Raw genomic sequence first — 26,916 nt, 5'->3', positions numbered from 1 at the left:
CGGCCGCGGGCCGTCCGTGGCCGAGCGCGGGCCGTCCGTGGCCGAGCGCGGGCCGTCCGTGGCCGAGCGCGGGCCGTCCGTGGCCGAGCGCGCGGTTCCCCGCGCCCCCTCGGGACGGGAGCGGCGCCGGAGCGGCGTGCACCCCGGGGCCTGGTGGATCTGGGCGATATCCCTGGGTACGGCGGCCACCCGGACCACCAACCCGCTGCTGCTCGCCCTGCTCATCGCCGTGTCGGCGTACGTCGTGGCGACGCACCGCTCCCCCGCCCCCTGGGCGCGTTCCTACTCCGCGTTCGCCAAGCTCGCGTTCGCCGTGCTGCTCATCCGCCTGGTCTTCGCGGTGGCCCTCGGCTCCCCGATCCCCGGCACCCATGTCCTGCTCACCCTGCCGGAGATCCCGCTGCCGCACTGGGCCCAGGGCATCCGGCTCGGCGGCGAGGTCACCGCGGAGGCGCTCGTCTTCGCGGCGTACGACGGGCTGAAGCTGGCCACCCTGCTGATCTGCGTCGGCGCCGCGAACGCCCTCGCCAGCCCGTCCCGGCTGCTGAAGTCGCTGCCCGGCGCGCTGTACGAGACCGGTGTCGCCGTCGTCGTCGCCCTCACCTTCGCACCGCATCTCATCGCCGACGTCCAGCGGCTGCGCGCCGCCCGCCGGCTGCGCGGCCGCCCGGACCGGGGCGTCCGGGGGCTGCTCCAGGTCGGACTCCCGGTCCTGGAGGGCGCGCTGGAACGCTCCGTCGCCCTCGCCGCCGCCATGGAGGCCCGCGGCTACGGCCGCACCGCCGACGTCCCGGCCCGGGTCCGCCGTACGACCGCCGCCCTCACCCTCGGCGGCCTGCTCGGCGTCTGCGCGGGCACGTACGGGCTGCTCACCGCGGCGGGCGGCGGCTACGGCGCCCCGCTGCTGCTCGCCGGGGTCCTCGCCGCCCTCGCCGGACTGCGCCTCGGCGGCCGCCGTTCGCCGCGCACCCGGTACCGGCCCGACCCCTGGGGCCCCCGCGCCTGGCTGGTCGCCGGTTCCGGCATCGCCGTGGCCGCGCTGCTGACGCTCGCCGCGTCCCGCGCCCCGGACGCCCTGCACCCGGGCGTGGTCCCGCTGGCCGCCCCCACCCTGCCGCTGTGGCCGGCCGCGTCGGTCCTCCTCGCCCTGCTGCCTGCCTTCGTCGTCCCGAGGGAGCACTCGTGATCCGCTTCGAGAAGGTCAGCGTCACGTACGACGGTGCCCCCGAACCCACCGTCCGCGACGTCGACTTCGAGGTGCCGGAGGGCGAACTGGCGCTGCTCGTCGGGCCGTCCGGGGTCGGCAAGTCCACCGTGCTCGGCGCGGTCAGCGGGCTCGTCCCGCACTTCACCGGCGGCACCCTCGGCGGCCGTGTGACCGTGGCCGGGCGCGACACCCGCACCCACAAGCCCCGTGAACTCGCCGACGTGGTCGGCACGGTGGGCCAGGATCCGCTCGCCCATTTCGTCACCGACACCGTCGAGGACGAACTCGCCTACGGCATGGAGTCGTTGGGCCTGGCGCCGGAGGTGATGCGCCGCCGGGTCGAGGAGACCCTCGATCTGCTGGGCCTCGCGGGGCTGCGCGACCGCCCCATCGCCACTCTCTCCGGCGGCCAGCGCCAGCGCGTCGCCATCGGCTCCGTGCTCACCCCGCACCCCCGGGTCCTCGTGCTCGACGAACCGACCTCCGCGCTGGACCCCGCCGCCGCGGAGGAGGTCCTCGCGGTGCTCCAGCGTCTCGTGCACGACCTCGGTACGACCGTCCTGATGGCCGAGCACCGCCTCGAACGCGTCATCCACTACGCCGACCGCGTCGTCCTCCTCCCCACCCCCGGCGCACCCCCCGTCACCGGCGCCCCGTCCGACATCATGGCCGTCTCCCCGGTCCACCCCCCGGTCGTCGCCCTGGGCCGGCTGGCCGGCTGGTCCCCGCTGCCGCTGACCGTGCGCGACGCCCGCCGCAAGGCCGGTGACCTGCGCGACCGCCTCGCCCAGGCACCCGCGGGCGGCCCGGCGGCCCTCGCGGCACCCCGCCCGCGCGGACAAGCGGCCCCGCCCCCGGCCACCAGCAACGCCGGGCGCCGCTTCCGGCGCCGTCCCACCCCCGAGGACCGACCGCCCCGCACCGCCGACGCCCACGACCTCACCGTCCGCCGCGCCCAGGTCACCGCCCTCCACCGCGTCAGCCTCACCGTCACCCCCGGCGAGACCATCGCCCTCATGGGCCGCAACGGCGCCGGCAAGTCGACCCTCCTCAACAGCTTCGTCGGCCTCCTCGAACCCTCCACCGGCACGGTGACCGTCGGCGGCCGGACCCCCCACCGCACCCCGCCCCGCGACCTGATCCGCCACGTCGGCCTGGTCCCCCAGGAACCGCGGGACCTCCTCTACGCCGACACCGTGGCGGCGGAGTGCGCCGCCGCCGACCAGGACACCGCCGCGGCCCTGGGGACCTGCCGCGCCCTGCTGGACCGGCTCCTGCCGGGCATCGCCGACGACACCCACCCCCGCGACCTCTCCGAGGGCCAGTGCCTCGCCCTCGCGCTGGCCGTCGTACTGACCGCCCGCCCGCCCCTGCTCCTCCTGGACGAGCCGACCCGCGGCCTGGACTACGCCGCGAAGGCCCGCCTGGTCACCGCGCTGCGCGAACTCGCCGCCGAGGGGCACGCGATCGTGCTGGCCACGCACGACGTGGAGCTGGCCGCGGAGATCGCCCACCGGGTGGTGCTGCTCGCCGAGGGCGAGGTGATCGCGGACGGTCCGACGGCGGAGATCGTCGTGTCCTCCCCCTCCTTCGCCCCCCAGGTGACCAAGATCCTCGCCCCCCAGCAGTGGCTGACCGTGTCCCAGGTCCGGGAGGCCCTGGGATGACCCCGCCCTCCCCCACCACCCCGCACGCTCCCACCACCGCGCCCGCCGCGACCGCCGCACCCCCGCGCGTCCGCGCCGTGCGTGCCGTCCGCCTCGGCCCCCGCTCCGTCGCCGCCCTCGCCCTCGTCACCGCCGTCGGCGTGATCGCCTTCGGCTGGCCCTTCCTCGCCCCGCCCGCCTCCCAGCTGAGCGCGCACGCCCAGGACGCCCCCTGGCTGTTCGCCGGTCTGCTGATCCTGCTGGTGGCGGTGGTCGCGGCGACGATCTCGGAGTCGGACCTCGGTCCGAAGGCGGTCGCGATGCTGGGCGTGCTCGCCGCCACGGGTGCCGCGCTGCGCCCGATCGGCGCGGGCACGGCCGGGATCGAGCCGATGTTCTTCCTGCTGGTGCTCAGCGGCCGCGTCCTGGGCCCCGGCTTCGGCTTCGCGCTGGGCTCGGTGACGATGTTCGCGTCCGCGCTGCTGACCGGCGGCGTCGGCCCCTGGCTGCCGTTCCAGATGCTGTCGATGGGCTGGTTCGCGATGGGCGCGGGCCTGCTGCCGGGACCGGTGCGGCTGCGCGGCCGGGCCGAGCTGCTGCTCCTGGCCGGGTACGGCTTCCTCGCCTCCCTCGCCTACGGCACGGTCATGAACCTGGCCGGCTGGCCCTTCATGGGCGCCACCGCCTCGGGCATCTCCTTCCACCCGGGCGGCTCGGTCGCCGCCAACCTGGCCCGCTTCGTCGCCTACTGCCTGGCCACCTCCCTCGGCTGGGACCTGGGCCGGGCCCTGTGCACGGTGGTGCTGACCTTCGCGCTCGGCCCCGCCGTGCTGCGCGCGCTGCGCCGGGCCACCCGCCGGGCCGCGTTCGAGACGCCGGTCACCTTCGACGACCCCGGGGCGTGAGGGGCCGTACCCACGCGGTGAGCGGGCCGGTGAGGCACCCCACATGACGCAGCTCACCTACGAACCGGGGTCGTAGTGGGTTATGTCCGATACGTTCCGTGCCGCACCCCCGCCGACCTGGGGTTTGAGAGCTGCGCCACAGAACGCTCATTCCCGCTCCATCCGGCCACAACTAGTAAAAGGGGTGATTGCGGACGGATTTCCGGGCTGCTTATCTGGTCGGCGTCGCCAGGCACCACGAGCCCTCAGGGTTCACGCCGGCCATCCCCGTCCCCGACGCAAGAGGTGCTCCGTGTCCGTCATCCGTCGCTTCGCCTCCCCGAAGAAGGCCCTCACCGTCGCCGCCGTGGCCGCCGCCACCGCCGGCATGGCGCTGTCCGCCGCCCCCGCCCAGGCCGCCGCCCCGGCCTCGGCCTCCTCGGCCCAGGCGATCGCGCACAAGATGATCCCGGACGCCGCGCAGTTCAACGCGTTCAGCCAGATCGTCCAGCGCGAGAGCGGCTGGAACCCGAGCGCCACCAACGCCTCCTCCGGCGCCTACGGCCTGGTCCAGGCGCTGCCGGGTTCGAAGATGTCGTCCGCCGGCGCGGACTGGAAGACCAACCCGGCCACCCAGATCAAGTGGGGCCTGGACTACATGAACTCCCGCTACGGCAGCCCCGCCAAGGCGTGGGCCTTCTGGCAGGCCAACCACTGGTACTAAGCCGGCCCCCGGCAGCCAGAACTTCGGAAAGCACCCTCGCCCCGTTCGGCGAGGGTGCTTTCCGCATGTCCGGGCATGGCCGGGCGGCGCGTGGTGAAGTGGTTCCCGCCCCTGTCCGTCCGGCGCACCGGAGGAACCGTGACGACACCGCCGCCACCCCCGACACCCCCGACGACGCCGCCGCCCGCCCCCGAAGCCGCGCCGGACCCGGAGGCGCGCGGGCTGCGGCTGGTGCTCGTTCTGATCACGCTGACCGTGGTGAGCGGCCTGATCGACGCCGTCAGCTATCTGGGCCTGGGCCGCGTCTTCACCGCGAACATGACCGGCAACGTGGTGGTGCTGGGCTTCGCGGCGGCCGGGGCGCCCGGGTTCTCGGTGCCGCGCACCGCGACCTCGCTGTGCTGCTTCCTCGTCGGCGCGGTGGCGGGCGGCCGGGTGGCCACCCGGTTCGGGGACGGCGGGTCCCGGCGCCGCTGGGCGCGGCTGACGCTGGCGGCCGAGGCGGTCCTGGTGGGGCTGTCGGCGGCGGCCGCCTTCGCCTGGCCGGGCCGGGGCGGCACGGTCTACGCCCTCATCGCCCTCACCGCCTTCGCGATGGGCGTGCGCAACGCGACGGTCCGCAGGCTCGGGGTCCCCGATCTGACCACCACGGTCCTGACCATGACCCTGACCGGCCTGGCCGCCGACTCCCGCCTCGGCAACGGCACGGGGCACCGCTCCCCGCGCCGTACCGCCTCCGTGCTCGCCATGCTCGTCGGGGCCTTCGCCGGGGCGTGGCTGGTGCTGCACCACGGCCTGGGCATCCCGCTGCTGATCGCGGCCGCCGCCTCCGCGGTGCTCGCGGTGTCCGCCTCCGGGAAGGAGTGAGGCCCGGGTGACCGTTCTCAGCCGGTGGTCACCTGGAGCTGCTTGATGCCGTTGATCCAGGCCGAGCGCAGCCGGCGCGGGGCGTCGACGAGCCTGAGGTCCGGCATGGCGTCGGCGAGGGCGTGGAAGATCAGGTCGATCTCCAGGACGGCGAGGGACTTGCCCAGGCAGTAGTGGGGTCCGCCGCCGCCGAAGCCGAGGTGGGGGTTGGGGTCGCGGGTGATGTCGAAGGATTCGGGGTCGGTGAAGACGGCCGGGTCGTGGTTGGCGGAGGCGTAGAAGAGGCCCACCCGGTCGCCCTTCCTGATGGGCGTCCCGCCGAGTTCGGTGTCCTGGGTGGCGGTGCGCTGGAAGGAGTTGACCGGGGTCGCCCAGCGCACGATCTCCTCGGCCGCGGTCGCCGGGCGCTCCCGCTTGAAGAGGTCCCACTGCTCGGGGTGGGTGAGGAAGGCGTGCATGCCGTGGGTGATGGCGTTGCGCGTCGTCTCGTTCCCGGCGACCGCCAGCATCAGCACGAAGAAGCCGAACTCGTCGGAGTTCAGGTTGCCCTCGTCCTCCGCCGCGACCAGCGTGGTGACGATGTCGCGGGCCGGGCAGCGCTTGCGTTCGGCGGCCATGTCCATCGCGTAGGAGATGATCTCGGCCGCGGACCGGGCGCCGATCTCCTCGGTGATGGCGTACTCGGGATCGTCGTAGGCGATCATCTTGTTCGACCAGTCGAAGATCTTCGCGCGGTCCTCCTGGGGCACGCCGATCAGCTCGGCGATGGCCTGGAGCGGCAGTTCGCAGGCGACCTCGGTGACGAAGTCGAAGGGCCCCGTACGGCTGCGGGCCGCGCCGACGATCGCCTCGGCGCGGGCGCGCAGCCGGTCCTCCAGGGCGCGGATCGAGCGTGGCGTGAAGCCGCGCTGCACGATCTGCCGTACCCGCGTATGTTCCGGGGGATCCATGTTGAGCAGGATCAGCCGCTGTACGTCGATGGCGTCGCGCGAGATGTGCTCGTCGAAGCGGATGACGGCGGTGTTGAGGAAGGAGGAGAACAGCTCCGGGTGCGTGGAGACGTACTTGACGTCCGCGTGCCGGGTCACGGCCCAGTAGCCGGCGTCGGCGAATCCGGCGATGCCGTGCGGTTGCGGTATCCAGCGGACCGGCTCGGTGCGGCGCAGCTCGGCGAACTCCGGCAGGGGCACCCGGTGGTGCAGCAGGTCGGGGTCGGTGAAGTCGAACCCGTCGGGCAGCGCGGGGCAGTGCATCGGCGGCTCCAGCCATCCATTCTGCGACATCTGACGAGGCATCTGACGAGGCATCCGACAAGGTATCTGACGAACCATCAGGTGATGTCCCGAACGTAATAACCCGTTCTAGAAGTGGCAAGGGGCGACGTCCGGCCAATCCGTGCGGAATTCGTGCAGATCACGACTTCGGCGGTTGCACGCCCCTTGCGGTGACGGACGACACGTCCCCAGACTGCACCACAGAACTAGTACGCGTTCTAGTTCTGGAGGAGCGCCCCGCTCGGAGAGGACCCGCACGCATGGCCGCGGAACCCGTGATCGTCGAAGCCGTCCGAACCCCGATCGGCAAGCGCGGCGGCGCGCTCGCCAACCTGCACCCCGCCTATCTGCTGGGCGAGACCTACCGTGAACTCCTCGGCCGTACCGGCATTCCCGCCGACGCGGTCGAGCAGATCGTCGGCGGCACGGTGACCCATGCCGGCGAGCAGTCCATGAACCCCGCGCGCACCGCCTGGCTGACCGTGGGACTGCCGTACGAGACCGCCGCGACGACCGTGGACTGCCAGTGCGGGTCCTCGCAGCAGGCGTCGCACATGGTGGCCAACATGGTGGCGGCGGGCGTCATCGACGTCGGCATCAGCTGCGGTGTCGAGGCGATGTCCCGGGTGCCGCTGGGCTCCGGCTCCAAGCACGGGCCGGGCAAGCCCTTCCCCGACGAGTGGAACGTCGATCTGCCCAACCAGTTCGAGGCGGCGGAGCGGATCGCGCGCCACCGGGGGCTGACCCGCGAGGACGTGGACGCGTTCGGGCTGCGGTCCCAGGAGCGGGCGGCGCTCGCCTGGGCGGAGGAGCGGTTCAAGCGGGAGACGTTCGCGGTGCAGGTGCCCACCACGGAGGAGGAGCAGTACGCCGGCCAGGGCATGTGGCGGCTGGTCGACCGGGACGAGGGGCTGCGGGACACCTCCATGGAGGCGCTGGCCCGGCTCAAGCCGGTGATGCCGACCGCGGTGCACACGGCGGGCAACTCCTCGCAGATCTCGGACGGTTCGGCCGCGATCATGTGGGCGTCCAAGCGGATGGCCCGCGCGCTGAAGCTGCGGCCCCGGGCGCGGATCGTCGCGCAGGCGCTGGTGGGCGCCGACCCGCACTTCCATCTCGACGGGCCGATCGACGCGACCCGGGCGGTGCTGGGCAAGGCGGGGATGTCGCTGAAGGACATCGACCTGGTGGAGATCAACGAGGCGTTCGCGTCGGTGGTGCTGAGCTGGGCGCAGGTGTTCGAGCAGGACCTGGCGAAGGTCAACGTCAACGGCGGCGCGATCGCGCTCGGCCACCCGGTCGGTTCGACGGGCGCCCGTCTGATCACCACGGCCCTGCACGAACTGGAGCGCACCGACAAGGAGTTCGCGCTGATCACGATGTGCGCCGGGGGCGGCCTGGCGACCGGCACGATCATCCAGCGGCTGTAGCGGACCGCCGGGCGCGCCCCGGCGGCCCGGCCGCCCCCGTCGCCCTACTTCACCGGCACCGGTTCCATCAGCCCCGACTCGGTGAGCGCCGGGGCCCGTGCCGCCCGCGGCCCCTGGACCACGTACGACAGGGCGAAGCCCGCGGTGACCACCACGGCGCCGCCGACCGCGTCGAGGACCCAGTGGTTGGCGGTGGCGAGGATGGCGGAGATGGTGCACAGGGGGTGCAGCAGGCCGAGGGCCTTCATCCACCACTTGGGGGCGAGGACCACGATGACGATGCCGCACCACAGGGACCAGCCGAAGTGCAGCGACGGCATCGCCGCGTACTGGTTGGTGAGGGCCGTCATCGCGCCGTAGTCCGGGTGGGCGAGGTCCTGCGCGCCGTGCACGGTGTCGATGAAGCCGAGGCCCGGCATCAGCCGCGGCGGGGCCAGCGGGAAGAGCCAGAAGCCGATCAGGGCGAGGAAGGTGGCGAAGCCGAGGGAGGTGCGGGCCCAGCGGTAGTCCACGGGGCGGCGCCAGTACAGGACCGCGAGGACCGTGAGCGGCAGCACGAAGTGGAAGGACTCGTAGTAGAAGTCGAAGAAGTCCCGCAGCCAGCCGATCCCCGCCACCGTGTGGTTGAGCCAGTGCTCGATGTCTATGTGCAGGAACCGCTCGATGTCGACCACGATCCGCCCGTGGTGCTCCGCGGCCGCCCGCCCCCGGTCGTCCCCGCTCGCGCCCGCGGCCAGCCGGACCTTCGCGTACGCGGCGTACACGACGCGGATCAGCAGCAGCTCCAGCAGGAGGTTCGGGCGGGTGAGAACCCGGCGCAGGAAGGGCAGCAGCGGGATGTGCCGGAAGCGGGCGGGGACCGCGGGGGCGTACTCGGTGGGGACGGGCTCCCGGTAGTACGGCGAGGTGCGCGACAGGAACGGTACGGCGACGGCGGCGGCCAGCGCCGCGACCAGCACCAGGTCGTCGCGGAGCGCGTACAGCGCCGGGGTGTTCGGCAGCATCATCTTCGCCGGCAGGGTCATCACCAGCACCACCGCGACCGGCCACACACTGCGGTCCGAGGCCCGGCGGCCGACCCGGCCGACCACCGCGAGCAGCAGCCACAGCAGCTGGTGCTGCCAGGTGGTGGGCGAGACGGCGACCGCGGCGCAGCCGGTGATCGCCACGGCGAGCAGCAGCTGCCCGTCGTGCGCGTAGCGGACCGCGCGGCGCAGGGCGAGGACGGAGACGGCCGCGCCGAGCAGCAGGAACAGCGCGATCTCCAGCGGGCCGGTGAGGCCGAGGCGGAGCAGGGCGCCGTGCAGGGACTGGTTGCCGAGGGCGTCGGCCTTGCCGCCGAGGCCCACGCCCGCGGTGTGCTGGAGCCAGTAGGTGACCGAGTCGTGCGGCAGCGCGGCCCAGGCGAGCGCGGTCAGCGCGGCGAAGGTGCCGGCGCCGCTGAGCGCGGCCCGGCGGCGGCCGGTGAACCACAGCAGCGGCGCGAACAGCAGCACGGTCGGCTGGAGCGCGGCGGCGAGGCCCAGGCACAGCCCGGCGGCCCGCTGCCCCCGCACGGCGAAGCAGGCGAGCAGGACCAGCAGGACCGGGATGATGCTGGTCTGGCCGAGCCAGAGCGCGTTGCGCACCGGGAGCGACAGCATGAGCAGGCTGATCGCGACCGGCGCGGCCAGCAGGGAGGTGCGCCGGCTCACCGGCTGGGGCAGCGCGCGGGCGGCGATCATGCCGAGCGCGACCACCAGCAGCAGGCTGGCGAAGGTCCAGCTCCAGCCGAGGGCGGCCTCCGCGGCCCGGGTGAGCGGCTTGAGCACGAGCCCGGCGAAGGGGGTGCCGGTGAACTGCGTGGAGTCGTACAGGGAGCCCTTGACGTGCAGCACGCCGTTCGGTCCGACCCAGGTCTCCAGGTCGGTCAGGCGTTTGCCGCTCGGGGTGGTGAGGACGGCGGTCAGCTGCCGGACCGCGAGGACTGCGGCCACCGCCCACAGCGCGAGCCGCGCCGCCCGCAGCCGTCCTTCGGCGTCCGGGGTCCCGAAGCCGTCGCTCGGTCCCCCACCGTGTTCCACGTTCGCCACGCCTCGTCGGCCTCCCGCCCCGTTTTCGTCCCGGTCGTGTGTCGTTCACGCCGGGTCACCTCTGCGCAACCCTACGAGGCTCGCAGACCCCCTGGAAGGGGAAGCGGGCAACCCCCGGTTCACCCGCCCCACCCTCCCCTTTTGTCCGGATGACGATAGTGCGCGGGGGGTTCGGTTGCGGCACGGGGGCGCGAGAAGCATCACAGCGGGAGCGGGGATCAGATGGCCGCGAGGGGGCAGAGTTACCAGCTGACGCGCCCTTTAGCTGCACTATGCACGCATCCGTGCACGTCACGTAACGGCGCTTTCCGCGCCTATGGTCGATTTTCGGCCCTTCGCACGTCCGGTGTTCCCACGCCGTCGTCGGGGGCCGTGCCCTTGTCCCCGACGAAAGGCAGGCGAGCCCCGTTTTGGCGACCGTCACAGCCGTCACTCCCCCGATGAAGGCCCGCGGGGCCGCTCCGGCAGCCGCCCGCGACGTCACCGTCACCGATCCCGCGCTCGTCAAGCGCGCCGTGAAGGCCGCCGCGCTCGGCAACGCCATGGAATGGTTCGACTTCGGTGTCTACAGCTACATCGCGGTCACCCTCGGCAAGGTCTTCTTCCCCTCCGGCAACCCGACGGCCCAGCTGCTGTCGACGTTCGGCGCCTTCGCGGCGGCGTTCCTGGTGCGCCCGCTCGGCGGCATGGTCTTCGGACCGCTCGGCGACCGGGTCGGCCGGCAGAAGGTCCTCGCGCTCACCATGATCATGATGGCGGCGGGCACGTTCGCGATCGGGCTGATCCCCTCCTACGCCTCGATCGGCGTGGGCGCACCGCTGCTGCTGCTCGCGGCACGGCTGGTGCAGGGATTCTCCACCGGTGGCGAGTACGCCGGCGCCTCCACCTTCATCGCCGAGTACGCCCCCGACAAGAAGCGCGGCTTCTTCGGGAGCTGGCTGGAGTTCGGCACGCTCGCGGGGTACATCGGCGGCGCGGGCCTGGTGACGCTGATGACGGCGCTGCTGTCCTCCGCCGACCTGCTCTCCTGGGGCTGGCGCATCCCGTTCCTGATCGCCGGTCCGATGGGCATCATCGGCCTGTATCTGCGGATGCGCCTGGAGGAGACCCCGGCGTTCGCGGCGGAGGTCGAGAAGGCGGAGGCGTCGCGCCCGAAGGTGCCGCTGCGCGAGATGGTGGCGGGCCAGTGGAAGGCGCTGCTGCTGTGCGTGGGCCTGGTGCTGGTCTTCAACGTCACCGACTACATGCTGCTGTCGTACATGCCGAGCTACCTCACCAGTGAGCTGAAGTACGACGAGACGCACGGCCTGCTCGTCGTGCTCGCCGTGATGGCGCTGATGATGATCGTCCAGCCGTTCGCCGGTGCGCTGACCGACCGGATCGGCCGCCGCCCGGTGATCGCGGCCGGGTGCGCGGGCTTCCTGTTCCTGTCCGTCCCGGCGCTGCTGCTGATCCGCCAGGGCAGCCTGCTCGCGGTGGGCCTCGGCATGGGCGCGCTGGGCCTGCTGCTCGTCTGCTTCACGGCGGCCATGCCGGCGGCGCTGCCCGCGCTGTTCCCGACGCGGGTGCGGTACGGGTCGCTGTCCATCGGCTTCAACGTGTCCGTGTCGCTGTTCGGCGGCACGACGCCGCTGGTGGTGACGGCGCTGATCGGGGCGACCGGCAACATGATGATGCCCGCGTACTACATGATGGGCGCGGCCGTGGTCGGCGGGTTCGCGGTGTGGCGGATGTCGGAGACGGCGGGTCGCCCGCTGCCCGGTTCCGCCCCGGCGGTGGAAGGCCGCTAGGCGCCGCGGGGGTGCGGGTGCGTCGCCGGTCGCGGGTCCGCCGTGGCCGGCCGCGCGGTTCCCCGCGCCCCCTTTCGGGTACCGCCCCCGCCGAGGGAACCGAGACCTCACCCTCCTCGTCCGTACCGGTCGTAACCGCACGACGGGGGACGGACATTGCGCACGCCAAGAACCGGACGAATCCTCTCGGTCGTCCTCGCACTCCTCGGCATCCAGCTCACCTGGCTGATCTCGCCCGCCTGGGCCTGCGGCTGCGGTGCCATGGTCGTGGACCCGGCCCAGCGGATCGCCGTGTCGGACGAGGAGTCCGTGCTGCGCTGGGACGGCCGCCAGGAACAGATCGTGATGCGCCTGACCGTCACCGGCGACGCCCGCGACGCCGCCTGGATCATGCCCGTCCCGCACCGCGCCACCGTCCGCCTCGGGGACCCCGCCGTCTTCGACCAGCTGGCCCGCGCCGTCGCGCCCGTGCACCGCGTCCGGCACCATTTCTGGCCGCAGGACGGCGACTGGCCCTTCGACGACCGCGCGGCCGGCGCCGCGGCCGGCGCCCCGGCGCCCGGCGCCGCCGTGGGGGTCGTCGGACGCCAGCGCCTCGGCCCGTTCGACGTGGCGCGGCTGACCGCCACCGACCCGGCCGCCCTGGCCACCTGGCTGCACGCGAACGGCTTCACGCTCCCCGCCCGGCTGCGGACGGCCCTCGCGCCGTACGTGGCCGAGCACTGGGAGTACGTCGCCGTCCGCCTCGCCCCCGGCACCGCGGGCACGGCCCTGCACGGCGCCCTCGACCCGCTGCACCTCACCTTCGCCGCCGACCGCGCCGTCTACCCGATGCGGCTGTCCCGGCTGGCCGCCACCCCGCAGTCGCTCGGCCTGTACGTGCTCGCCGCGCACCGCATGGAGCCGGCCACGGCGATCGGCGGGCTGCCGCCCCGCACGGTCTACGCCGGCCGCCTCACCGCCCCCGGCGGCGCCCTCGGCACCCTCGCCCGCGGCACGCCGTACCTGACCGCGCTCACCCAGCGGTTCCCCCGGCCCGCCCGGATCTCCGGCGACCACGAACTGCGCCGGGCCGCCTCGGACACCCCCGTCCAGCAGGTGGTCCACGAGGACGAGCTGGACCGGGTGGCGGGCGTCCCGGCCTGGCTGCTCACGGCCGGCGGCCTCGCCGTGCTCCTCGCGGGCGCGCTCGCCGCGCTCGCCGTACGACACGCACGGCGGCCCGTGCCGCCCCCGCCGCCGCTCGCCCCACCCCCGCCCCTGGCCTGATCCCGGCGGGCCGGCGATCCCGCGCGCCCGGCCGATTCCCTGTCCCTCCCCGCCGCCCGGCTGAGATGATCGGGTCGACGGCTGCGACGCGGCCTCGGCAGGCACTCGGGAAAGGCAGCAGGCGCATGAGCGGGCAGCAGCTCTGGGACGACGTCGACGACTACTTCATCAGCAACCTCTCGCCCGACGACGAGGCGCTGCGGGCGGCCCTGCGGGAGAACGACGCCGCCGGGCTGCCGCCCATCGGGGTCACCGCGGCCCAGGGCAAGCTGCTCCAGCTGCTCGCCCAGGTGCAGGGCGCGCGGACCATCCTGGAGATCGGCACGCTCGGCGGCTACAGCACCATCTGGCTGGCCCGCGCCCTGCCCGAGGACGGCAGGCTGGTCACCCTGGAATACAGCGCCCGGCACGCCGAGGTGGCCACCCGCAACATCGCGCGCGCGGGCCTGGACCGGATCGCGCAGGTGCGGGTGGGCCCGGCCCTGGAGTCGCTGCCCAAGCTGGCCGACGAGAACCCGGCCCCCTTCGACCTGGTCTTCATCGACGCGGACAAGGCCAACAACGCCCACTACGTGGAGTGGGCGCTGCGTCTGACCCGGGCGGGCAGCCTGATCGTGCTGGACAACGTGGTGCGCGGCGGCCGGGTCGTCGACCCGGGCGCCACCGAGCCGGACGTGGTCGGCACCCGTACGGCCATCGAGCTGATCGCCTCCCACCCGAGGCTCAGCGGTACGGCCATCCAGACGGTCGGCGCCAAGGGGTACGACGGCTTCGCGCTCGCCCGGGTGCTGGGCTGACGCCGGGCGCTCAAACCTCCTGGTAGAAGCCGACGTTGACGATGCGCGGGCCGCTGCGGTCCTGGACGACTATCTCGCCGGAGCCCCCGCGCGGCAGTGGCACGGTGGCGCCGTAGCCCAGCGGCTGGGTGCTCCCCCCGGCCGTCAGCCGCACCTCGGACGCCGGGTCGGGCTGGGAGCCGCGCAGCCAGGTCAGCCGCCAGGTGCCGTCGGGGCCGCAGCGAAACTCCAGATGGACACGGGAGACGAACAGCCAGTCCTCGGGGGTGACCAGCCGGCATCCGGCGGCGTCCCGGCCGACCCGCAGCACCGCGCCCGGCTCGCTCGGCGCCTGCGCCATCGTCATGCCGGCCGTGGCCCCCGCGTCGGCCGCGGAGATGGTGGCCATGGTGAGTTCGAGCACCTGCGTTCCCCCTGAAACCTCGTTGCGCGACGGGCCGTTGCCCCGCGCGCCGCCGCCGCATGATAGAACGCGCGGCCGGGCGCCGTCCGGCACAATGGGGGTCATGACCGAGCGAAAGCCACCTGGCGTGCCGTTCGAGAGCTGGGTCGACAAGCAGATCCAGGACGCGCAGGCGCGCGGCGAGTTCGAGCGGCTGCCGGGCGTGGGCGAGCCGCTGCCCACCGAGGTCGAGTCCGCCTACGACGAGCTGTGGTGGGTCAAGCGGAAGATGGCGCGCGAGGGCCTCGCGGTGCTGCCGCCCGCCCTGGCCCTGCGCAAGGAGGCCGAGGACGCGCTGACGGCGGCGTACGCGGCGCCCTCGGAGCGGATGGCCCGGAAGATCATCGAGGACGTGAACGTCAGGATTCGCGACATGATGTTCAAGCCGCCGCCCGGTCCCCCGCTGGGGAAGAAGCCGTACGACGTGGAAGAGGTCGTGACGGAGTGGCGGCGGCTGCGGGAGGCCCGGGCCTGATCCGGACACGCGACCCCGGCCCCGTCGCGCGGGCGCCCGACGCGCTCGGACGGGCGGCGTGCCACCGTCCGCCGCCGGGCGGATGAGCCACTCGCGCAGCACCCCGGCGTCGTCGGGGAGGGCGGCGCGCAGCGCGCGGGCCGCCCCGGCGGGACCGGACTCCGCGGCGGGGACCGCCTGGTTCGGCGCGGGTGACGGCCGCGACCAATGACCCCGCGCAGGACGGTCGGCAGCACCGGATCGCGGCGCTCGGCAGGGATGGAGCAGCGCCAGGTGGTGACCCCGCCCAGGCCGGCCGCCCGGATGACCTGGGCGGCCGGTCCCTCGCCGACCCGCGGACACCCGCCGGCCGGCGCGGGTGACGGCCGCGACCAATGACCCCGCGCAGGACGGTCGGCAGCACCGGATCGCCGCGCTCGGCAGGGATGGAGCAGCGCCAGGTGGTGACCCCGCCCAGGCCGGCCGCCCGGATGACCTGGGCGGCCGGTTCCCCGCCGACCCGCGGACACCCGCCGGCCGACGCGGGTGACGGCCGCGACCAATGACCCCGCGCAGGACGGTCGGCAGCACCGGATCGCCGCGCTCGGCAGGGATGGAGCGCCAGGTGGTGCCCCCAGGCCGGCCGCCCGGATGACCTGGGCGACCGGTTCCCCGCCGACCCGCGGCCACCCGCCAACCGGCGCACCCGCCCGTGCAGGATCTCCAGGCCGCACCGTCGGACGCCTCCTGGAGCGCGTCCCCGCCGAACGCGCCGGTGTCAGCGTCCGCGACCCCCGCAAGGCCGAGGACCTCGCCGCCGCGCGGCGCCCCGGCGCCGGTCGCCGCCCTGATGCCCGGCGTCTTCGCCGCCGCGCGCGACGGCGAGTTCGCCGCGGTCGACCCGGCGCTCGCCGAACGGATCGGCCGCGGGCCCGCCGCCTTCCGCACCGAGCTGGAGCGTGCCTGGGCCGCGTAGATCCCGCCGCCCGACGTGGCTCAGCCGCCCTCGGCCGCGCCGCCCGGGACGAGGGCTCGTACCGCCTCGACGCAGGCCGCGACCGGGGGCTCCTGGCTCGCTCCGTGCCGTACGGCGACCTCGATGGTGCGGGCGAGCGAGGGATCGGCCACCGGCCGGACGGCGAGCCCGGGCGGGAGGTGGGCCGCCGCCATGCGCGGGAGGACCACGGGGAGGCCGCAGCTCGCGGTCAGGGCGATCATGGCGGTGAAGTCGGTGCAGGTGTGCCGCACCCGCGGGGTGAACCCCGCGGACCGGCAGGCGTGCAGGACGGCCGCCCCGCACGCGGTGTGCGCGGGGGCGGAGATCCACTCGCTGTCCGCGAGCTCCCGCAGCGCGACGGGTGAGCCCTTCGCGCGGGCCGCCGGGTGGTCGCGCCGCAGGACGGCGACCAGCGGGTCGACCCCGAGGACGAGGGACTCGACACCGGAGGGGGTGGGGTCGGCCAGGTTGGTGTAGCGGTAGGTCAGCGCGAGGTCGGCGCGCCGCTGGAGCAGCAGGCGCGCCGCCGGCTCGGGCTCGGCCTCGGTGATGTGCAGGTCCAGGCCCGGATGGGTGGCCCGCAGCGCTTGGGCGAGCGGCGCGGCCAGCGGGACGAGAGCGCTGGGGAAGCAGGCGAGGTGGAGCGGCCCGGCCGGTTCCGCGGCCGCGCCGCGCAGGTGGCTCCGCGCCTGTTCCAGGGCGTCGAGCACGTGCTCGGTGTCCTCGGCCAGGCGGCGCCCGGCGGCCGTGAGGTGGATGGAGCGCCCGGTGCGTTCCAGCAGACGGGTCCGGGTCTCCTCCTCCAGGAGCCGGAGCTGCTGCGAGACGGCGGAGGGGGTGACACGGTGCAGTTCGGCCACGGCGGTCACGGTGCCGTGGGCGGCCAGATCGCGCAGGAGGACGAGCCGTCGGACATCGAGCATCAGCTGAGCTTAAACCCATGGTGAAGACGATGTAGCTGGACAGAAGGAACCCCGGGCGGCGACGCTGGGCGTCTCCCCCCGTTCCGTCCCGCAGCACCAGGAGTTCCCCGCATGCGCGCCACCGTGATCCACGGCCCGAACGACATCCGGATCGAAGAGGTACCGGATCCCCGCGTCCAGCATCCTTGCGACGCGGTGGTGCGGGTGGTGAGCGCCTGTATCTGCGGCAGCGACCTGTGGGCCTACCGGGGGGTCGCCGCGCGCGTACCGGGGCAGCGCATCGGGCACGAGTTCCTGGGCGTCGTCGAGGAGACTGGCTCCGAGGTCACCGGCTTCGCGCCCGGCGATTTCGTGGTCGCGCCCTTCGTCTGGTCCGACGGCACCTGCGACCACTGCCGAGAGGGCCTTCAGACTTCCTGCCCGCACGGCGGCTTCTGGGGCGAGGTCGGCTCCGACGGCGGCCAGGGCGAGGCTGTGCGCGTGCCGTACGCCGACGGAACCCTCGTCCAGCTGCCCAGGGACGCCGCCACCGACGACAAGCTCCTGCCCGGCCTGCTGGCCCTGTCCGACGTGATGAGCACCGGGCACCACGCCGCCGTCTCGGCGCGGGTCCGGCCCGGTGCCACGGTCGCGGTCGTCGGTGACGGCGCCGTCGGCCTGTGCGGTGTGCTCGCCGCCCGCCGCCTCGGCGCCGACCGGATCATCACCCTCGGCCGCCACCAGGCCCGCACGGACATCGCCCGCTCGTTCGGTGCCACCGATGTCGTCGCGGAGCGGGGCGAGGCGGCGATCGAGGCGATCCGTGAACTGACCGGCGGGCAGGGCGCCCACGCCGTGCTGGAGGCGGTCGGCACCGAGGAATCGATGCGCACCGCCCTCTCCATCGCCCGCGACGGCGGCGCCGTGGGCTACGTCGGCGTGCCCCACGGCGGCAGCGCGGGGGTGGACATCAGCCAGATGTTCAACCGCAACATCACGCTGGCGGGCGGCGTCGCCCCGGCCCGCGCCTACATACCCGAGCTGCTCACCGACGTACTGGCGGGCGTCATCGACCCCGGCCCGGTGTTCGACCGGACCGTCGGCCTCGACGGCGTACCGGACGGCTATCGCGCCATGGACGACCGCTCGGCGCTGAAGGTCCGGATCGCCTTCTGACGGACCGCCCGCCTCCGGCGCGGGACCGCGTCACCGGCGCGCCGCCAGGGCTGTCCGCCGGATCATCTCGGAGCGGCCGGGGCCGGCACGCCCGTCCGAGGCGTGCCGGCCTGATCCAAACGGAAGACCCTAGCCGTGCAGCAGCCGTTCCGCCAGGTCGCGGTAGTCCCGCATCGCCAGCCGCAGCTGCTCGGTGTCGGTCTCGTTCCCCGCGCTCCGCTCCTCGCCATTCTCCCAGGACATCCGCAGGCTGCGCCGGCGCCGGGTCACGGCCTCGCCGAACCGGGCGGCGATCTCCTCCAGCGCCCGGTCGGCCTCCTCCACGGCCGCCCTGGGCCGGTCCACGAACCCGGCCGCCAGCTGCCGTATCCGCTCCTCCCACCGCTCGGTCTCCTCGTGCGGCAGCAGCGGGGCGGCGGCTTCCGAGGACGCGCCCGCGGCCCCGTCGCCCGCCGTCGCCGGCCAGGCGTCCGGCGCGGTGCCCTCCGTGGTGCGCGCCTCGCGCCCGCTGAGGTCCCCGGGCGAGGGCGCGCCGAGCCCGTCGTCCTGCATCCGCGCCGCGTCCGGGGCGGCCGCAGGCGTCCCGAGGCCGGGCTCACCGCGCCCGGTCATGGACGCCTCACGCCCGGCCATCTCCGGGTCGTACCCGGCCATACCCGGCTCGCGCCCAGCCGTCTCAGGGTCGTACCCGGCCATCCCCGGCTCCTGCCCGGACCCAGCCATACCCGGCTCACGCCCGGCCATCTCCGGGTCGCGCCCAGCCATACCCGGCTCACGCCCGGCCATCTCCGGGTCGCGCCCAGCCATACCCGGCTCGCGCCCGGCCATCTCCGGGTCGCGCCCAGCCATACCCGGCTCGCGCCCGGCCATCTCCGGGTCGTACCCGCCCATCCCCGGCTCGCGCCCGGCCGTCTCGGGGTCACGCCCAGCCATCCCCGGGTCCCGCCCAGGCCCGGCCATCCCCGGCTCACGCCCGGCCGTACCGGCGGGATCGCGTCTGGCCGTCCCCAGGTCCCGTCCGGGGCCTGCCGTCCCCGGCTCACGCCCCGCCGTCCCGGGGTCGCGCCCCGCCATCCCGGGGTCGCGCCCGGCCATCCCCTCGGTACCGGGGCGCAGCCCCTCCGTACCGTGTTCTCGCTGCTGCTCGGTCTCCGGCGCCCACTCGCCGTCCGGCGGGCGGGCGTAGCGGCTGCTGGAGTACCGCTCGTCACCAGGGCCGTTCTTCCTGTCCGGCATGGTGTTCGTCCCTTCCTTCTTCGCTGAGGCTTGGTGAAGCTTCGCCGGGGCGGTCCCGGTCAGGCGGCGCGGTGCCGCCCGGCCGTCGACGCGTCGCTCCCGGCGCCGGTCAGGTCGTCGAACAGCTCGTGCGCGCCGACCAGGGCCGACCGCATCTCCTCGGTCCCGGCACCCGGCGTGGCGGGACCACCCGCCGCCTGTGCCATCCGGTGCACCCGGCGGTAGCCGTCGACGTGGTCGGCGTGGTGCACGGACAGCGCGGCCAGCTGCTCGTCGTACCGTCCGCCGTCGGGATAGCCGCGCACCGTGGCGACCTCGCCGAGCAGCTGGTCGGCCTCGGCCACCGCCTGCCGCGGGGACTCCACGAAATGTTCCTGGACGCTCGACCAGCGGGCCGCGTACCGGTCCCGCTCGTCCTGGGCGAGGGGACGCTCCCGCAGGTCGCCGTGGCGTTCGACGCGCTGGTTCAGCTCGCGCTCGGCGGCCTGGGTGTCCCCGTCGTGGGCGGCCACGGTGCGCTCGTACTCCGGACCGAAGCGCCGCTTCAGACCGGGTCCGGCGCCGCGGCGGCGGCCGATCAGCACCGTCACCAGCGCGGCGACGACCACGAGCGCCACGATCACGACCAACAAGATGATCAAGCCAGTGGACATGGTTGCCTTCCGCTCGGATCGCGGACCGGTCCGGCGGACCGGTCCCCCCTAGCGGGTCACCCGGAAGCCCGCTCACAAACGGCGCAACGGCACACCGGGTCGTCCGGCCCGGAAAACCGCTCGGCCCGGTCCGGCCCGCGCCCCACAATGAGCCGCATGACGACGTGGACGATCACCCCGCAGGCGCCCGGCTCGCCGGTCGCCACCGCGCTGTGGCGGGCGTACTACACCGAGGTCAGCGACCGCTGGTACCTGCTGTACGAGGGCCACCGCACCGACCCGGCGGAGCTGGAGCGGGGGATCGCGGCCGACCCCGGCGCCGAACTCGCCCCGCCGCACGGGCAGTTGCTGGTGGGGTGGTACGACGGGACACCGGCCGGCAGCGCGGGCGTACGGCTCCTCGATCCCGAAACCGCCGAACTGACCCGGGTGTTCGTGGCCGAGGACCGGCGCGGCAAGGGCGGGGCGGCGCTCCTGGTGGCCGCGGCGGAGGACGCGGCCCGCGCGCTCGGCGTCCGCCGGCTCGTCCTCGACACCCGCGGCGACCTGGTCGAGGCCCGCGCCCTGTACGCCCGCCTCGGCTATACCGAGACCGGCCCCCACAACGCCGACCGGTACGCCGAGCACTGGTTCGCCAAGGAGTTGGAGACGGTCAACTGAGCCTCTCCTGCGGCGCGTTGTGCGGGTGCTCGGGCACGGTGTGCGGGCGTTCGCGTTCGGCGCCGCACAGTTCCGCCGACAGTTCCCTGACCAGTTTCACCAGGTCGGTGGAGCGGCCGGGCTGCCACCAGTCGCCGAGCAGTTCGGCGAGCGACTCCTCGCGGGCCACGGCGAGCCGTTCGGCGGCCTCGCGTCCGGTCGCGGTCAAGTACAGGTCCAGACCCCGGCGTTCGGCCAGCCGCCGCTCCTCGACCTGGCGGGCGGCGGCCATGACGGCCTCCAGCGGGACGGGGCTGCGCTCGGCGAGCACCCCGGGTTCCACGGAGCCGTTGCGGCGGATGCGCAGCAGCATCCAGCTGGCCGCGGGCAGCAGGTCGTACCCGGCCCGCTCGGTGATGTCCCGGTAGATCTCGCGCCGCCCCTCGCGGGTGCCGAGCGCGGACAGGGCGCGGCACACCTCGTCGTACGAGGAGCGCTGGACCGGGTTGGGCGGGAGGGTCTCGGAGGCGTCCGGCGCGGTGACCGAGCCGCGCAGCGGGTCCTCCTTCAGCAGCCAGGCCAGCAGGAAGCCGAGAAGGGCGACGGGGGCGGCGTAGAGGAAGACGTCGGTGATGGACGACGCGTAGGCGTGCAGGGCGGCGGGGCGCAGGGCGGGCGGCAGGGCGGCGATGCCGCGCGGGTCGGCCTTGAGGGTGTCCGCGTCCACCCCGGGCGGCAGCCGGACGCCCGCGAAGGCGGCGGTGAGCTTCTCGGCGAGCCGGCTCGCGAAGACGGTGCCGAAGATGGCGACGCCGAAGGAGGCCCCGATGGAGCGGAAGAAGGTCGCCCCGGAGGTGGCGACGCCCAGGTCCTCGTACGAGACGGCGTTCTGCACGATCAGCACCAGGACCTGCATGACCAGGCCGAGGCCGAGACCGAAGACGAAGAAGTAGGTGCTCATCTCGGCGGTGGAGCTGGTCTCGTCCAGGCGGTGCAGCAGGAGCAGGCCGATGGCGGTGACGGCGGTGCCGGTGACCGGGAAGACCTTCCAGCGGCCGGTGCGGCTGACGATCTGCCCGGAGACGGTGGAGGACAGCAGCAGCCCGAAGACCATCGGCAGCATGTACACGCCGGACATGGTCGGGGAGACGCCGTGCACGACCTGGAGGAAGGTCGGCAGATAGGTCATCGCGCCGAACATGGCGAAGCCGACGATGAAGCTGATGACGGCGGCGAGGGTGAAGGTGCGGATGCGGAACAGGCCGAGCGGCAGCACCGGTTCGGCGGCCCGGCGCTCCACGGCCACGAACGCGACCGCGAGCAGCACCCCGGCCACCGCGAGGGCGATGATCTGCGGGGAGCCCCAGGCCCAGGTGGTGCCGCCGAGGGAGGCCACCAGGACCAGGCAGGTGGCGACGCAGGCGATCAGGAAGGTGCCGAGGTAGTCGATGACGTGGCGGGCGCTGCGGACCGGTATGCGCAGGGCGGCGGCGATCACGGCGAGCGCCACGATGCCGATCGGCAGGTTGACGTAGAACACCCAGCGCCAGCTCAGATGTTCGGTGAACAGCCCGCCCAGCAGCGGTCCGAGCACGCTGGTGGCGCCGAACACGGCACCGAACAGGCCCTGGTAGCGGCCCCGGTCGCGGGGCGGCACGATGTCGCCGACGATCGCCATCGACAGCACCATCAGCCCGCCGCCGCCCAGGCCCTGGAGCGCGCGGAAGCCGATCAGCTGGGGCATGTTCTGCGCCATGCCGCACAGCGCCGAGCCGATCAGGAAGATCACGATGGCGGTCTGGAACAGCTTCTTGCGCCCGTACTGGTCGCCGAGTTTGCCCCACAGCGGGGTCGCGGCGGTCGAGGCCAGCAGATAGGCGGTGACCACCCAGGACAGGTGTTCGAGGCCGCCGAGGTCGCTGACGATGGTGGGCAGCGCGGTCGACACGATGGTCTGGTCGAGCGCGGCGAGCAGCAGCCCGAGGAGCAGCGCCCCGATCGAGACGAACACGCCGCGCGCCACGTGTTCCTCCCCGCCCACGTCCTTCGCCGCACCGTGCGTGTCCAGGGCCATGAAGACCTCCCGGGGCTGGGGGCTGGGATGCGCCCCTTCCATCCTGGGCGGTGTCGCCGTTTATGGCCTGTCGAGTCCTGCGGATGTGGAGGGAATGGGCATACCCTGTGTGGCTTCGGGGGTTCCAGGGGAGGGGACGGACGTGACCGGGGAGAAGGGCACGGCCTGCCCGGAGTGCGGCACACCGAGGGACGCGGCGGGCGCCCCGTGCTGCGACTGCGCCGAGCGCACGGGCGAGGCGCTGCGCCGGACGCGGACCGCGCAGGCGGCAGCGGTGGAGGACTTCGACCCGCTGCGGATCCGGCCCTACGTGGATGTGGGGTCCGGGGACGGCGAGGGGTCCGGGGACGGCGAGTGTCCCCCGCCCGCTCCGCCCACCCCGCCCGCTCACCCGCCCGTCGAGGCCACGATGCCGCTGCGCCCGGTGGCCGTGCCCGGCGTACGGCCCTTGGCGGAAGCCCCTGGCGGACCCGGCCCGTCCCCCGAGTCCCTCACCGCCGGAGCACCCGAGGTACCGGCCCGGCGCCGCCGATTTGGCCGTACCGCGCTGATCGCGGCGGCGGGCGTGGGCGTGGCGGCCGTCGCGGCGGCCGGTGTCGCGCTGTTCTCGTACCACACGCCGTCTAGGGACGACGCGGCCCCGGAGGTCAGGGAGAGCGTCCCGGACGTGCCGCCGCCGGCCACCGCGACCCCCTCGGCGCACGGCACCTCCGCCCCGTCCCGCTCGGCGGCACGCCCGGTGCCCGCGCCCCCGCCGAGCCCCTCGCCCACCCCGACGCGGTCCCCGTCGCCGACCCCGACCCCGGCCCCGCGCCGTACGCCGTCCATGGCACCCTCCCCCACCGCCGCCGCGCCGGGCGCCCCGGCGAGCGCGGCGGTCCTGGAACGCGGGGACTCCGGCCCCCAGGTCGTCGAACTGGAGTACCGGCTGTGGGAGTTGAACCTGTACGAGGGTGAGGCGGACGGCGTCTACACGCATCCCGTGGAGAACGCCGTCAGCTCGTACCAGCTGGCCCGCGGCATCCAGGGCGACCCCCTGGGGGTGTACGGGCCGCAGACCCGGGCGAGCCTGGAATCGGAGACCTCGGGGCCGTAGGGGCCGTAGGGGCCGTAGGGGCCGTAGGGGCCGTAGGGGCCGTAGGGGCCGTAGGGGCCGTCGACCCCTTGTACGCCCCGGAGCTTGCGGCCGTCAGCCGATGTGCAGCCGGATGCCGCCCCCGGGCACACCCTCCACCCGCACGCACGTCAGATCGGGCACGACCACATCGGGACCGTGCGCGGCCGCCCGGGGCCCCACGCCCACCACGACCATTCCCGCGGCGCGTCCCGCCGCGATGCCCGCGCCGGAGTCCTCGAAGACGACGCACTCGGCCGGGGCGATGCCCAGTTCCGCCGCGCCCTTGAGGAAGCCCTCGGGGTCCGGCTTGCTCGCGCCGACCGATTCGGCGGTGACCCGGACCTCGGGCAGCGGCAGCCCCGCCGCGTTCATCCGGGCGGTGGACAGGCCGACGTCCGCCGAGGTCACCAGGGCGTGCGGCAGCTCACGCAGCGCGGCCAGGAAGACGGCAGCCCCGGCGATCTCGACCACGCCGTCCATGTCGGCGGTCTCCTCGGCGAGCATGCGCGCGTTCTCGGCGAGGTTCTGCTCCACGGGCCGCTGGGGCAGCAGCGCGGCCATCGTGGCGTGACCCTGGCGGCCGTGCACGACCTTCATCACGGCGTCGCCGTCCAGTCCGTGCCGCCCCGCCCAGCGCCGCCAGACGCGTTCGACCACGGCATCCGAGTTGACGAGGGTGCCGTCCATGTCGAGCAGCAGGGCGCCGGCATCGAGGACGGTGGGGGTGGGCGCGGGGGTGGCCGTCATCGGCAGTTGCTCCAGGAACGAGAGGCCCCGCACGGATGCGGCGGGGAGGGACAAGGCGGCCCCGCCCGCCGGTCAGGGAAAACGGGCGGGAGCCACTTTGTTTTTCTACGGTACAAAACCCGGCGGCCTTCCCGCCACCGCCCCCCGCGATGATTCACCCGGCGTTCAGCTCAGCCCGCGACCGCCTCGTACAGGCTCCAGGCGCCGAGACCCAGCATCAGCAGCGCCGCGATCTGCGTGATCAGCCGCAGCGGCACCTTCTTCATCAGGGCCTTTCCGCCCACGATGCCGAGACCCGCGACGGCCCACAGACCGAGCACCGCGCCGAGGCCGACGGAGATCGGGTCGTCGTAGCGGGCGGCGAGGTTGGCGGTCATGATCTGGGTGAGATCGCCGAACTCGGCGACCAGGATGAGCATGAAGCCCGTACCCGCGACCTTCCAGAAGGACTGGTCGGCGGGCTTCTTGATCTCCTCCTCTTCCTCGCCCTTGGCGAACAGCAGCATCGCGGCGCCGCCGAGGAAGAGCAGGCCGGTGATGGCGTGCACGAGCCGCTGGGGCAGCAGGGTGAGCACACTGCCCGCGGCCACCGCGAGCACGACATGCACCAGGAAGGCCGCGGCGACGCCCGCGAAGACGTAACTGGCGCGGTAGCGGGTGCCGAGCACGAGGCCGGCGAGCGCGGTCTTGTCCGGCAGTTCGGCGAGGAAGATGACGCCGAAGACGAGCGCCGTCACGGTGATGCTGATCAAGGGTCCTCAATCGGTCGGGGCCACCCCACCGAGAGTGCGATACATCTTCCGACGACACCTCGGCACGGCAGCACACTCGGCGCCCGCGCCTGGTCGCGCGGACGTGCACTGCTTTGCCGAAGGTCTCGCTGGCGGTACCGAGGGTCCGCCTCCGGGCGCCGGCTCAGGCTCGCTGAGCAGTATGTCGACGGTCCGGCGAAGAGCTACTCCCCTTCTGCGCTCCCCATGATACGGGACGGCAAAGTCCCTCCCTCGACCTTGCATTGACATGATCATGTCACTAGCTTCTTACCGGGCGCTCACCCTCCGGTAACTCCACGTCGCGAGCATTCCCTGACTCGTGGCCCAAAACCCCACCCCCACAAGGGAGTTCAGCAATGCCCAAGTTCTACGCGCGTCGACGCCTCAGTGTCCTCGCCGGCCTCACCGGCCTGGTCGCCACCGCCGCGCTGTTCAACTCCCCCACCGCCTCCGCGGCCCTGCCGACGCCGGTCAGCGGGTCCACCGCCCGCGGCTACCTCTCCCAGCTCACCGTCGCCGCCGAGGACCGCACCGGTTACAGCCGCGACAAGTTCCCGACGTGGATCACCATCGAGGGCACCTGCAACACCCGGGAGTACATCATCAAGCGGGACGGCACGAACGTCGTCACCAACTCCGCCTGCACCGCCACCAGCGGCAGCTGGTACTCGCCGTACGACGGCGCGACCTGGACCTCCGCCTCCGACGTGGACATCGACCACCTGGTGCCGCTGGCCGAAGCCTGGGACTCCGGCGCGAGCAAGTGGACCACCGCCCAGCGCCAGGCGTTCGCCAACGACGTCACCCGCCCCCAGCTCCTCGCCGTCACCGACAACGTCAACCAGTCCAAGGGCGACCAGGACCCGGCCACCTGGATCCCGTCCCGCACCGCGTACGACTGCACGTACGTCCGCGCCTGGGTGCAGGTGAAGTACTACTACAACCTGTCCGTCGACCCGGCGGAGAAGACCGCGCTCCAGAACGACCTCTCGGGCTGCTGACCCGGGCCCACGCGCGCGAGCCCGGCCGGAGCGACTCCGGCCGGGCTCCTCGCCAGTCACGGCGGTCGGGGGCCTCAGGAAGCGGGCTGCCTGCGCACCAGGAACCCCGCCGCCGCGCCCGCCCCGAACAGCGCGGCCAGGGACACCCCGGTCGCCAGCCAGGTGGCGCCGAGCCAGCGGGCGCCGAAGTAGCCGAGGGCGACGCTGTAGGCGGCCCAGGACAGACCGGCGAGGGCGGACCAGGGGAGGAAGTCGCGGGCCCTGCGGTGAGCGGCGCCGGCACAGAAGGAGACGACCGAGCGCCCGGCGGGCGCGAAGCGGGCGAGGACGACGAGCGCGCCGCCGCCGCGGGCGAGGGCGTCACCGAGACGTTCCTGCGCGACGGTCAGCCGTCGGGAGCGGGCTATCGCGCGGTCCAGCCGCTCCCCGCCCCGCCAGGCCAGCCGGTAGGCCACCAGATCGCCGAGGACCGAGGCCGCCGCGGCCAGCAGGACCAGGGCCAGCAGATCCGGCACCCCGTGCGGGACCCGGCCGGTCGCGGCGGTCGCCGCACCCGAGCCCGCGGCCGCCGCGGTGCCCGCCGTGATGACGAGCACACCGCTCGGCAGCACCGGCAGGAACACGTCGAGCAGCACGGACAGGGACACCACGGCATAGATCCACGGTCCGGCCGCCAGCGACCCCACACTCTCGAACACGTCTTCTCCTGTTACTTCCCCCGATGACAGCCGTACAGCGTACGCCG

25 protein-coding genes are annotated in these 26,916 nt (G+C 74.0%); 15 read left to right on the top strand and 10 right to left on the bottom strand.

What is annotated here, in order from left to right:
- Positions 1-79 precede the first annotated feature (79 nt).
- The 5 genes from GHR20_RS25155 to GHR20_RS25135 all read left to right on the top strand — a co-directional run bounded on the left by GHR20_RS25155 (position 80) and on the right by GHR20_RS25135 (position 5,328).
- Positions 80-1,186: an energy-coupling factor transporter transmembrane component T gene (locus GHR20_RS25155; protein WP_153816125.1), complete on the top strand. Its 1,107-nt coding sequence runs from the start codon at positions 80-82 to the stop codon at positions 1,184-1,186.
- Complete coding sequence (locus tag GHR20_RS25150) at positions 1,183-2,874, top strand: ABC transporter ATP-binding protein (RefSeq protein WP_153814445.1); 1,692 nt, start codon at positions 1,183-1,185, stop codon at positions 2,872-2,874. Before GHR20_RS25155 ends, GHR20_RS25150 begins: the two co-directional genes overlap by 4 nt.
- Positions 2,871-3,758, top strand: coding sequence for an ECF transporter S component (locus GHR20_RS25145; protein ID WP_153814444.1), 888 nt, complete (start codon positions 2,871-2,873; stop codon positions 3,756-3,758). The genes GHR20_RS25150 and GHR20_RS25145 overlap by 4 nt, the downstream gene beginning before the upstream one ends.
- Before the next feature lie 292 nt (positions 3,759-4,050).
- Positions 4,051-4,461 carry a transglycosylase SLT domain-containing protein gene (locus GHR20_RS25140; protein ID WP_111582193.1) on the top strand — a complete coding sequence of 137 codons (411 nt, stop codon included), beginning with the start codon at positions 4,051-4,053 and terminating at the stop codon, positions 4,459-4,461.
- A gap of 222 nt (positions 4,462-4,683) precedes the next feature.
- A complete protein-coding gene (locus GHR20_RS25135; protein ID WP_237520731.1) occupies positions 4,684-5,328 on the top strand; it encodes a YoaK family protein in 645 nt (214 codons plus the stop codon).
- A 17-nt stretch (positions 5,329-5,345) separates the two neighbouring features.
- Here the strand turns inward: GHR20_RS25135 and GHR20_RS25130 are convergent, their stop codons facing one another.
- Positions 5,346-6,581 carry a cytochrome P450 gene (locus GHR20_RS25130; RefSeq protein WP_153816124.1) on the bottom strand — a complete coding sequence of 412 codons (1,236 nt, stop codon included), beginning with the start codon at positions 6,579-6,581 and terminating at the stop codon, positions 5,346-5,348.
- A gap of 281 nt (positions 6,582-6,862) precedes the next feature.
- Here GHR20_RS25130 and GHR20_RS25125 point away from each other — a divergent pair, with 281 nt between their 5' ends.
- Complete coding sequence (locus GHR20_RS25125) at positions 6,863-8,032, top strand: steroid 3-ketoacyl-CoA thiolase (protein WP_111582190.1); 1,170 nt, start codon at positions 6,863-6,865, stop codon at positions 8,030-8,032.
- 44 nt (positions 8,033-8,076) lie between these two features.
- Here GHR20_RS25125 and GHR20_RS25120 read toward each other — a convergent pair whose 3' ends face one another.
- Entirely contained in the window at positions 8,077-10,104 is a 2,028-nt protein-coding gene (locus tag GHR20_RS25120) for a bifunctional glycosyltransferase 87/phosphatase PAP2 family protein (RefSeq protein ID WP_153814442.1), read from the bottom strand.
- Positions 10,105-10,544: 440 nt separating this feature from the next.
- On the opposite strand from GHR20_RS25120, the gene proP reads away from it, so the two are divergent.
- The 3 genes from proP to GHR20_RS25105 all read left to right on the top strand — a co-directional run bounded on the left by proP (position 10,545) and on the right by GHR20_RS25105 (position 13,960).
- Positions 10,545-11,894, top strand: a complete 1,350-nt coding sequence (gene proP, locus GHR20_RS25115; RefSeq protein WP_148024027.1) for a glycine betaine/L-proline transporter ProP — start codon at positions 10,545-10,547, stop codon at positions 11,892-11,894.
- A 156-nt stretch (positions 11,895-12,050) separates the two neighbouring features.
- A complete protein-coding gene (locus tag GHR20_RS25110; RefSeq protein ID WP_243878129.1) occupies positions 12,051-13,163 on the top strand; it encodes a DUF2330 domain-containing protein in 1,113 nt (370 codons plus the stop codon).
- A 125-nt stretch (positions 13,164-13,288) separates the two neighbouring features.
- Positions 13,289-13,960, top strand: coding sequence for an O-methyltransferase (locus tag GHR20_RS25105; RefSeq protein ID WP_111582187.1), 672 nt, complete (start codon positions 13,289-13,291; stop codon positions 13,958-13,960).
- Positions 13,961-13,970: 10 nt separating this feature from the next.
- On the opposite strand, the gene GHR20_RS25100 is transcribed toward GHR20_RS25105, so the two are convergent.
- Positions 13,971-14,363, bottom strand: coding sequence for an FHA domain-containing protein (locus tag GHR20_RS25100; protein ID WP_111582186.1), 393 nt, complete (start codon positions 14,361-14,363; stop codon positions 13,971-13,973).
- Between the two features lie 103 nt (positions 14,364-14,466).
- Between GHR20_RS25100 and GHR20_RS25095 the strand changes: the two genes are divergently transcribed.
- Both GHR20_RS25095 and GHR20_RS25090 read left to right on the top strand, forming a co-directional pair.
- Positions 14,467-14,877: a DUF1992 domain-containing protein gene (locus GHR20_RS25095; RefSeq protein ID WP_153814441.1), complete on the top strand. Its 411-nt coding sequence runs from the start codon at positions 14,467-14,469 to the stop codon at positions 14,875-14,877.
- Between the two features lie 691 nt (positions 14,878-15,568).
- Entirely contained in the window at positions 15,569-15,832 is a 264-nt protein-coding gene (locus GHR20_RS25090) for a hypothetical protein (protein ID WP_153814440.1), read from the top strand.
- A gap of 20 nt (positions 15,833-15,852) precedes the next feature.
- On the opposite strand, the gene GHR20_RS25085 is transcribed toward GHR20_RS25090, so the two are convergent.
- Positions 15,853-16,776: a LysR family transcriptional regulator gene (locus GHR20_RS25085; protein ID WP_153814439.1), complete on the bottom strand. Its 924-nt coding sequence runs from the start codon at positions 16,774-16,776 to the stop codon at positions 15,853-15,855.
- Positions 16,777-16,887: 111 nt separating this feature from the next.
- On the opposite strand from GHR20_RS25085, the gene GHR20_RS25080 reads away from it, so the two are divergent.
- Positions 16,888-17,931: a zinc-dependent alcohol dehydrogenase family protein gene (locus tag GHR20_RS25080; RefSeq protein WP_153814438.1), complete on the top strand. Its 1,044-nt coding sequence runs from the start codon at positions 16,888-16,890 to the stop codon at positions 17,929-17,931.
- A gap of 129 nt (positions 17,932-18,060) precedes the next feature.
- Here GHR20_RS25080 and GHR20_RS37705 read toward each other — a convergent pair whose 3' ends face one another.
- Both GHR20_RS37705 and GHR20_RS25070 read right to left on the bottom strand, forming a co-directional pair.
- Positions 18,061-19,167: a hypothetical protein gene (locus GHR20_RS37705; protein WP_243878128.1), complete on the bottom strand. Its 1,107-nt coding sequence runs from the start codon at positions 19,165-19,167 to the stop codon at positions 18,061-18,063.
- Between the two features lie 59 nt (positions 19,168-19,226).
- A complete protein-coding gene (locus tag GHR20_RS25070) occupies positions 19,227-19,820 on the bottom strand; it encodes a hypothetical protein (protein WP_237520709.1) in 594 nt (197 codons plus the stop codon).
- A 147-nt stretch (positions 19,821-19,967) separates the two neighbouring features.
- Here GHR20_RS25070 and GHR20_RS25065 point away from each other — a divergent pair, with 147 nt between their 5' ends.
- Complete coding sequence (locus GHR20_RS25065; RefSeq protein ID WP_153814437.1) at positions 19,968-20,480, top strand: GNAT family N-acetyltransferase; 513 nt, start codon at positions 19,968-19,970, stop codon at positions 20,478-20,480.
- Here GHR20_RS25065 and GHR20_RS25060 read toward each other — a convergent pair.
- Positions 20,473-22,533 (bottom strand): MDR family MFS transporter, encoded by a 2,061-nt coding sequence (locus GHR20_RS25060; RefSeq protein WP_153814436.1) that lies wholly within the window; start codon positions 22,531-22,533, stop codon positions 20,473-20,475. The genes GHR20_RS25065 and GHR20_RS25060 overlap by 8 nt on opposite strands.
- A 142-nt stretch (positions 22,534-22,675) precedes the next feature.
- On the opposite strand from GHR20_RS25060, the gene GHR20_RS25055 reads away from it, so the two are divergent.
- Positions 22,676-23,629 (top strand): peptidoglycan-binding domain-containing protein, encoded by a 954-nt coding sequence (locus GHR20_RS25055; RefSeq protein ID WP_153814435.1) that lies wholly within the window; start codon positions 22,676-22,678, stop codon positions 23,627-23,629.
- Between the two features lie 93 nt (positions 23,630-23,722).
- On the opposite strand, the gene GHR20_RS25050 is transcribed toward GHR20_RS25055, so the two are convergent.
- Positions 23,723-24,397 (bottom strand): HAD-IA family hydrolase, encoded by a 675-nt coding sequence (locus GHR20_RS25050; RefSeq protein WP_153814434.1) that lies wholly within the window; start codon positions 24,395-24,397, stop codon positions 23,723-23,725.
- Between the two features lie 170 nt (positions 24,398-24,567).
- Positions 24,568-25,149 carry a TMEM165/GDT1 family protein gene (locus GHR20_RS25045; protein WP_111582179.1) on the bottom strand — a complete coding sequence of 194 codons (582 nt, stop codon included), beginning with the start codon at positions 25,147-25,149 and terminating at the stop codon, positions 24,568-24,570.
- Positions 25,150-25,526: 377 nt separating this feature from the next.
- On the opposite strand from GHR20_RS25045, the gene GHR20_RS25040 reads away from it, so the two are divergent.
- Complete coding sequence (locus GHR20_RS25040; RefSeq protein WP_111582178.1) at positions 25,527-26,171, top strand: HNH endonuclease family protein; 645 nt, start codon at positions 25,527-25,529, stop codon at positions 26,169-26,171.
- 74 nt (positions 26,172-26,245) lie between these two features.
- Here the strand turns inward: GHR20_RS25040 and GHR20_RS25035 are convergent, their stop codons facing one another.
- Positions 26,246-26,869 carry a VTT domain-containing protein gene (locus GHR20_RS25035; protein WP_111582177.1) on the bottom strand — a complete coding sequence of 208 codons (624 nt, stop codon included), beginning with the start codon at positions 26,867-26,869 and terminating at the stop codon, positions 26,246-26,248.
- Positions 26,870-26,916 lie beyond the last annotated feature (47 nt).

The organism is Streptomyces sp. SUK 48 (assembly GCF_009650765.1).
In the GTDB taxonomy this organism is placed as follows: Bacteria; Actinomycetota; Actinomycetes; order Streptomycetales; family Streptomycetaceae; genus Streptomyces.
This window is presented reverse-complemented; position numbering and strand designations above follow the sequence as displayed.

Bases quoted from the DNA above. Each gene is read 5' to 3' on its own strand.
- GHR20_RS25145 (WP_153814444.1), top strand. From the start codon at position 2,871: ATGACCCCGCCCTCCCCCACCACCCCGCACGCTCCCACCACCGCGCCC.
- GHR20_RS25130 (WP_153816124.1), bottom strand. From the start codon at position 6,581: ATGCACTGCCCCGCGCTGCCCGACGGGTTCGACTTCACCGACCCCGAC.
- GHR20_RS25125 (WP_111582190.1), top strand. From the start codon at position 6,863: ATGGCCGCGGAACCCGTGATCGTCGAAGCCGTCCGAACCCCGATCGGC.
- proP (WP_148024027.1), top strand. From the start codon at position 10,545: ATGAAGGCCCGCGGGGCCGCTCCGGCAGCCGCCCGCGACGTCACCGTC.
- GHR20_RS25105 (WP_111582187.1), top strand. From the start codon at position 13,289: ATGAGCGGGCAGCAGCTCTGGGACGACGTCGACGACTACTTCATCAGC.
- GHR20_RS25095 (WP_153814441.1), top strand. From the start codon at position 14,467: ATGACCGAGCGAAAGCCACCTGGCGTGCCGTTCGAGAGCTGGGTCGAC.
- GHR20_RS25085 (WP_153814439.1), bottom strand. From the start codon at position 16,776: ATGCTCGATGTCCGACGGCTCGTCCTCCTGCGCGATCTGGCCGCCCAC.
- GHR20_RS25080 (WP_153814438.1), top strand. From the start codon at position 16,888: ATGCGCGCCACCGTGATCCACGGCCCGAACGACATCCGGATCGAAGAG.
- GHR20_RS37705 (WP_243878128.1), bottom strand. From the start codon at position 19,167: ATGCCGGACAGGAAGAACGGCCCTGGTGACGAGCGGTACTCCAGCAGC.
- GHR20_RS25070 (WP_237520709.1), bottom strand. From the start codon at position 19,820: ATGTCCACTGGCTTGATCATCTTGTTGGTCGTGATCGTGGCGCTCGTG.
- GHR20_RS25065 (WP_153814437.1), top strand. From the start codon at position 19,968: ATGAGCCGCATGACGACGTGGACGATCACCCCGCAGGCGCCCGGCTCG.
- GHR20_RS25060 (WP_153814436.1), bottom strand. From the start codon at position 22,533: ATGGCCCTGGACACGCACGGTGCGGCGAAGGACGTGGGCGGGGAGGAA.
- GHR20_RS25050 (WP_153814434.1), bottom strand. From the start codon at position 24,397: ATGACGGCCACCCCCGCGCCCACCCCCACCGTCCTCGATGCCGGCGCC.
- GHR20_RS25040 (WP_111582178.1), top strand. From the start codon at position 25,527: ATGCCCAAGTTCTACGCGCGTCGACGCCTCAGTGTCCTCGCCGGCCTC.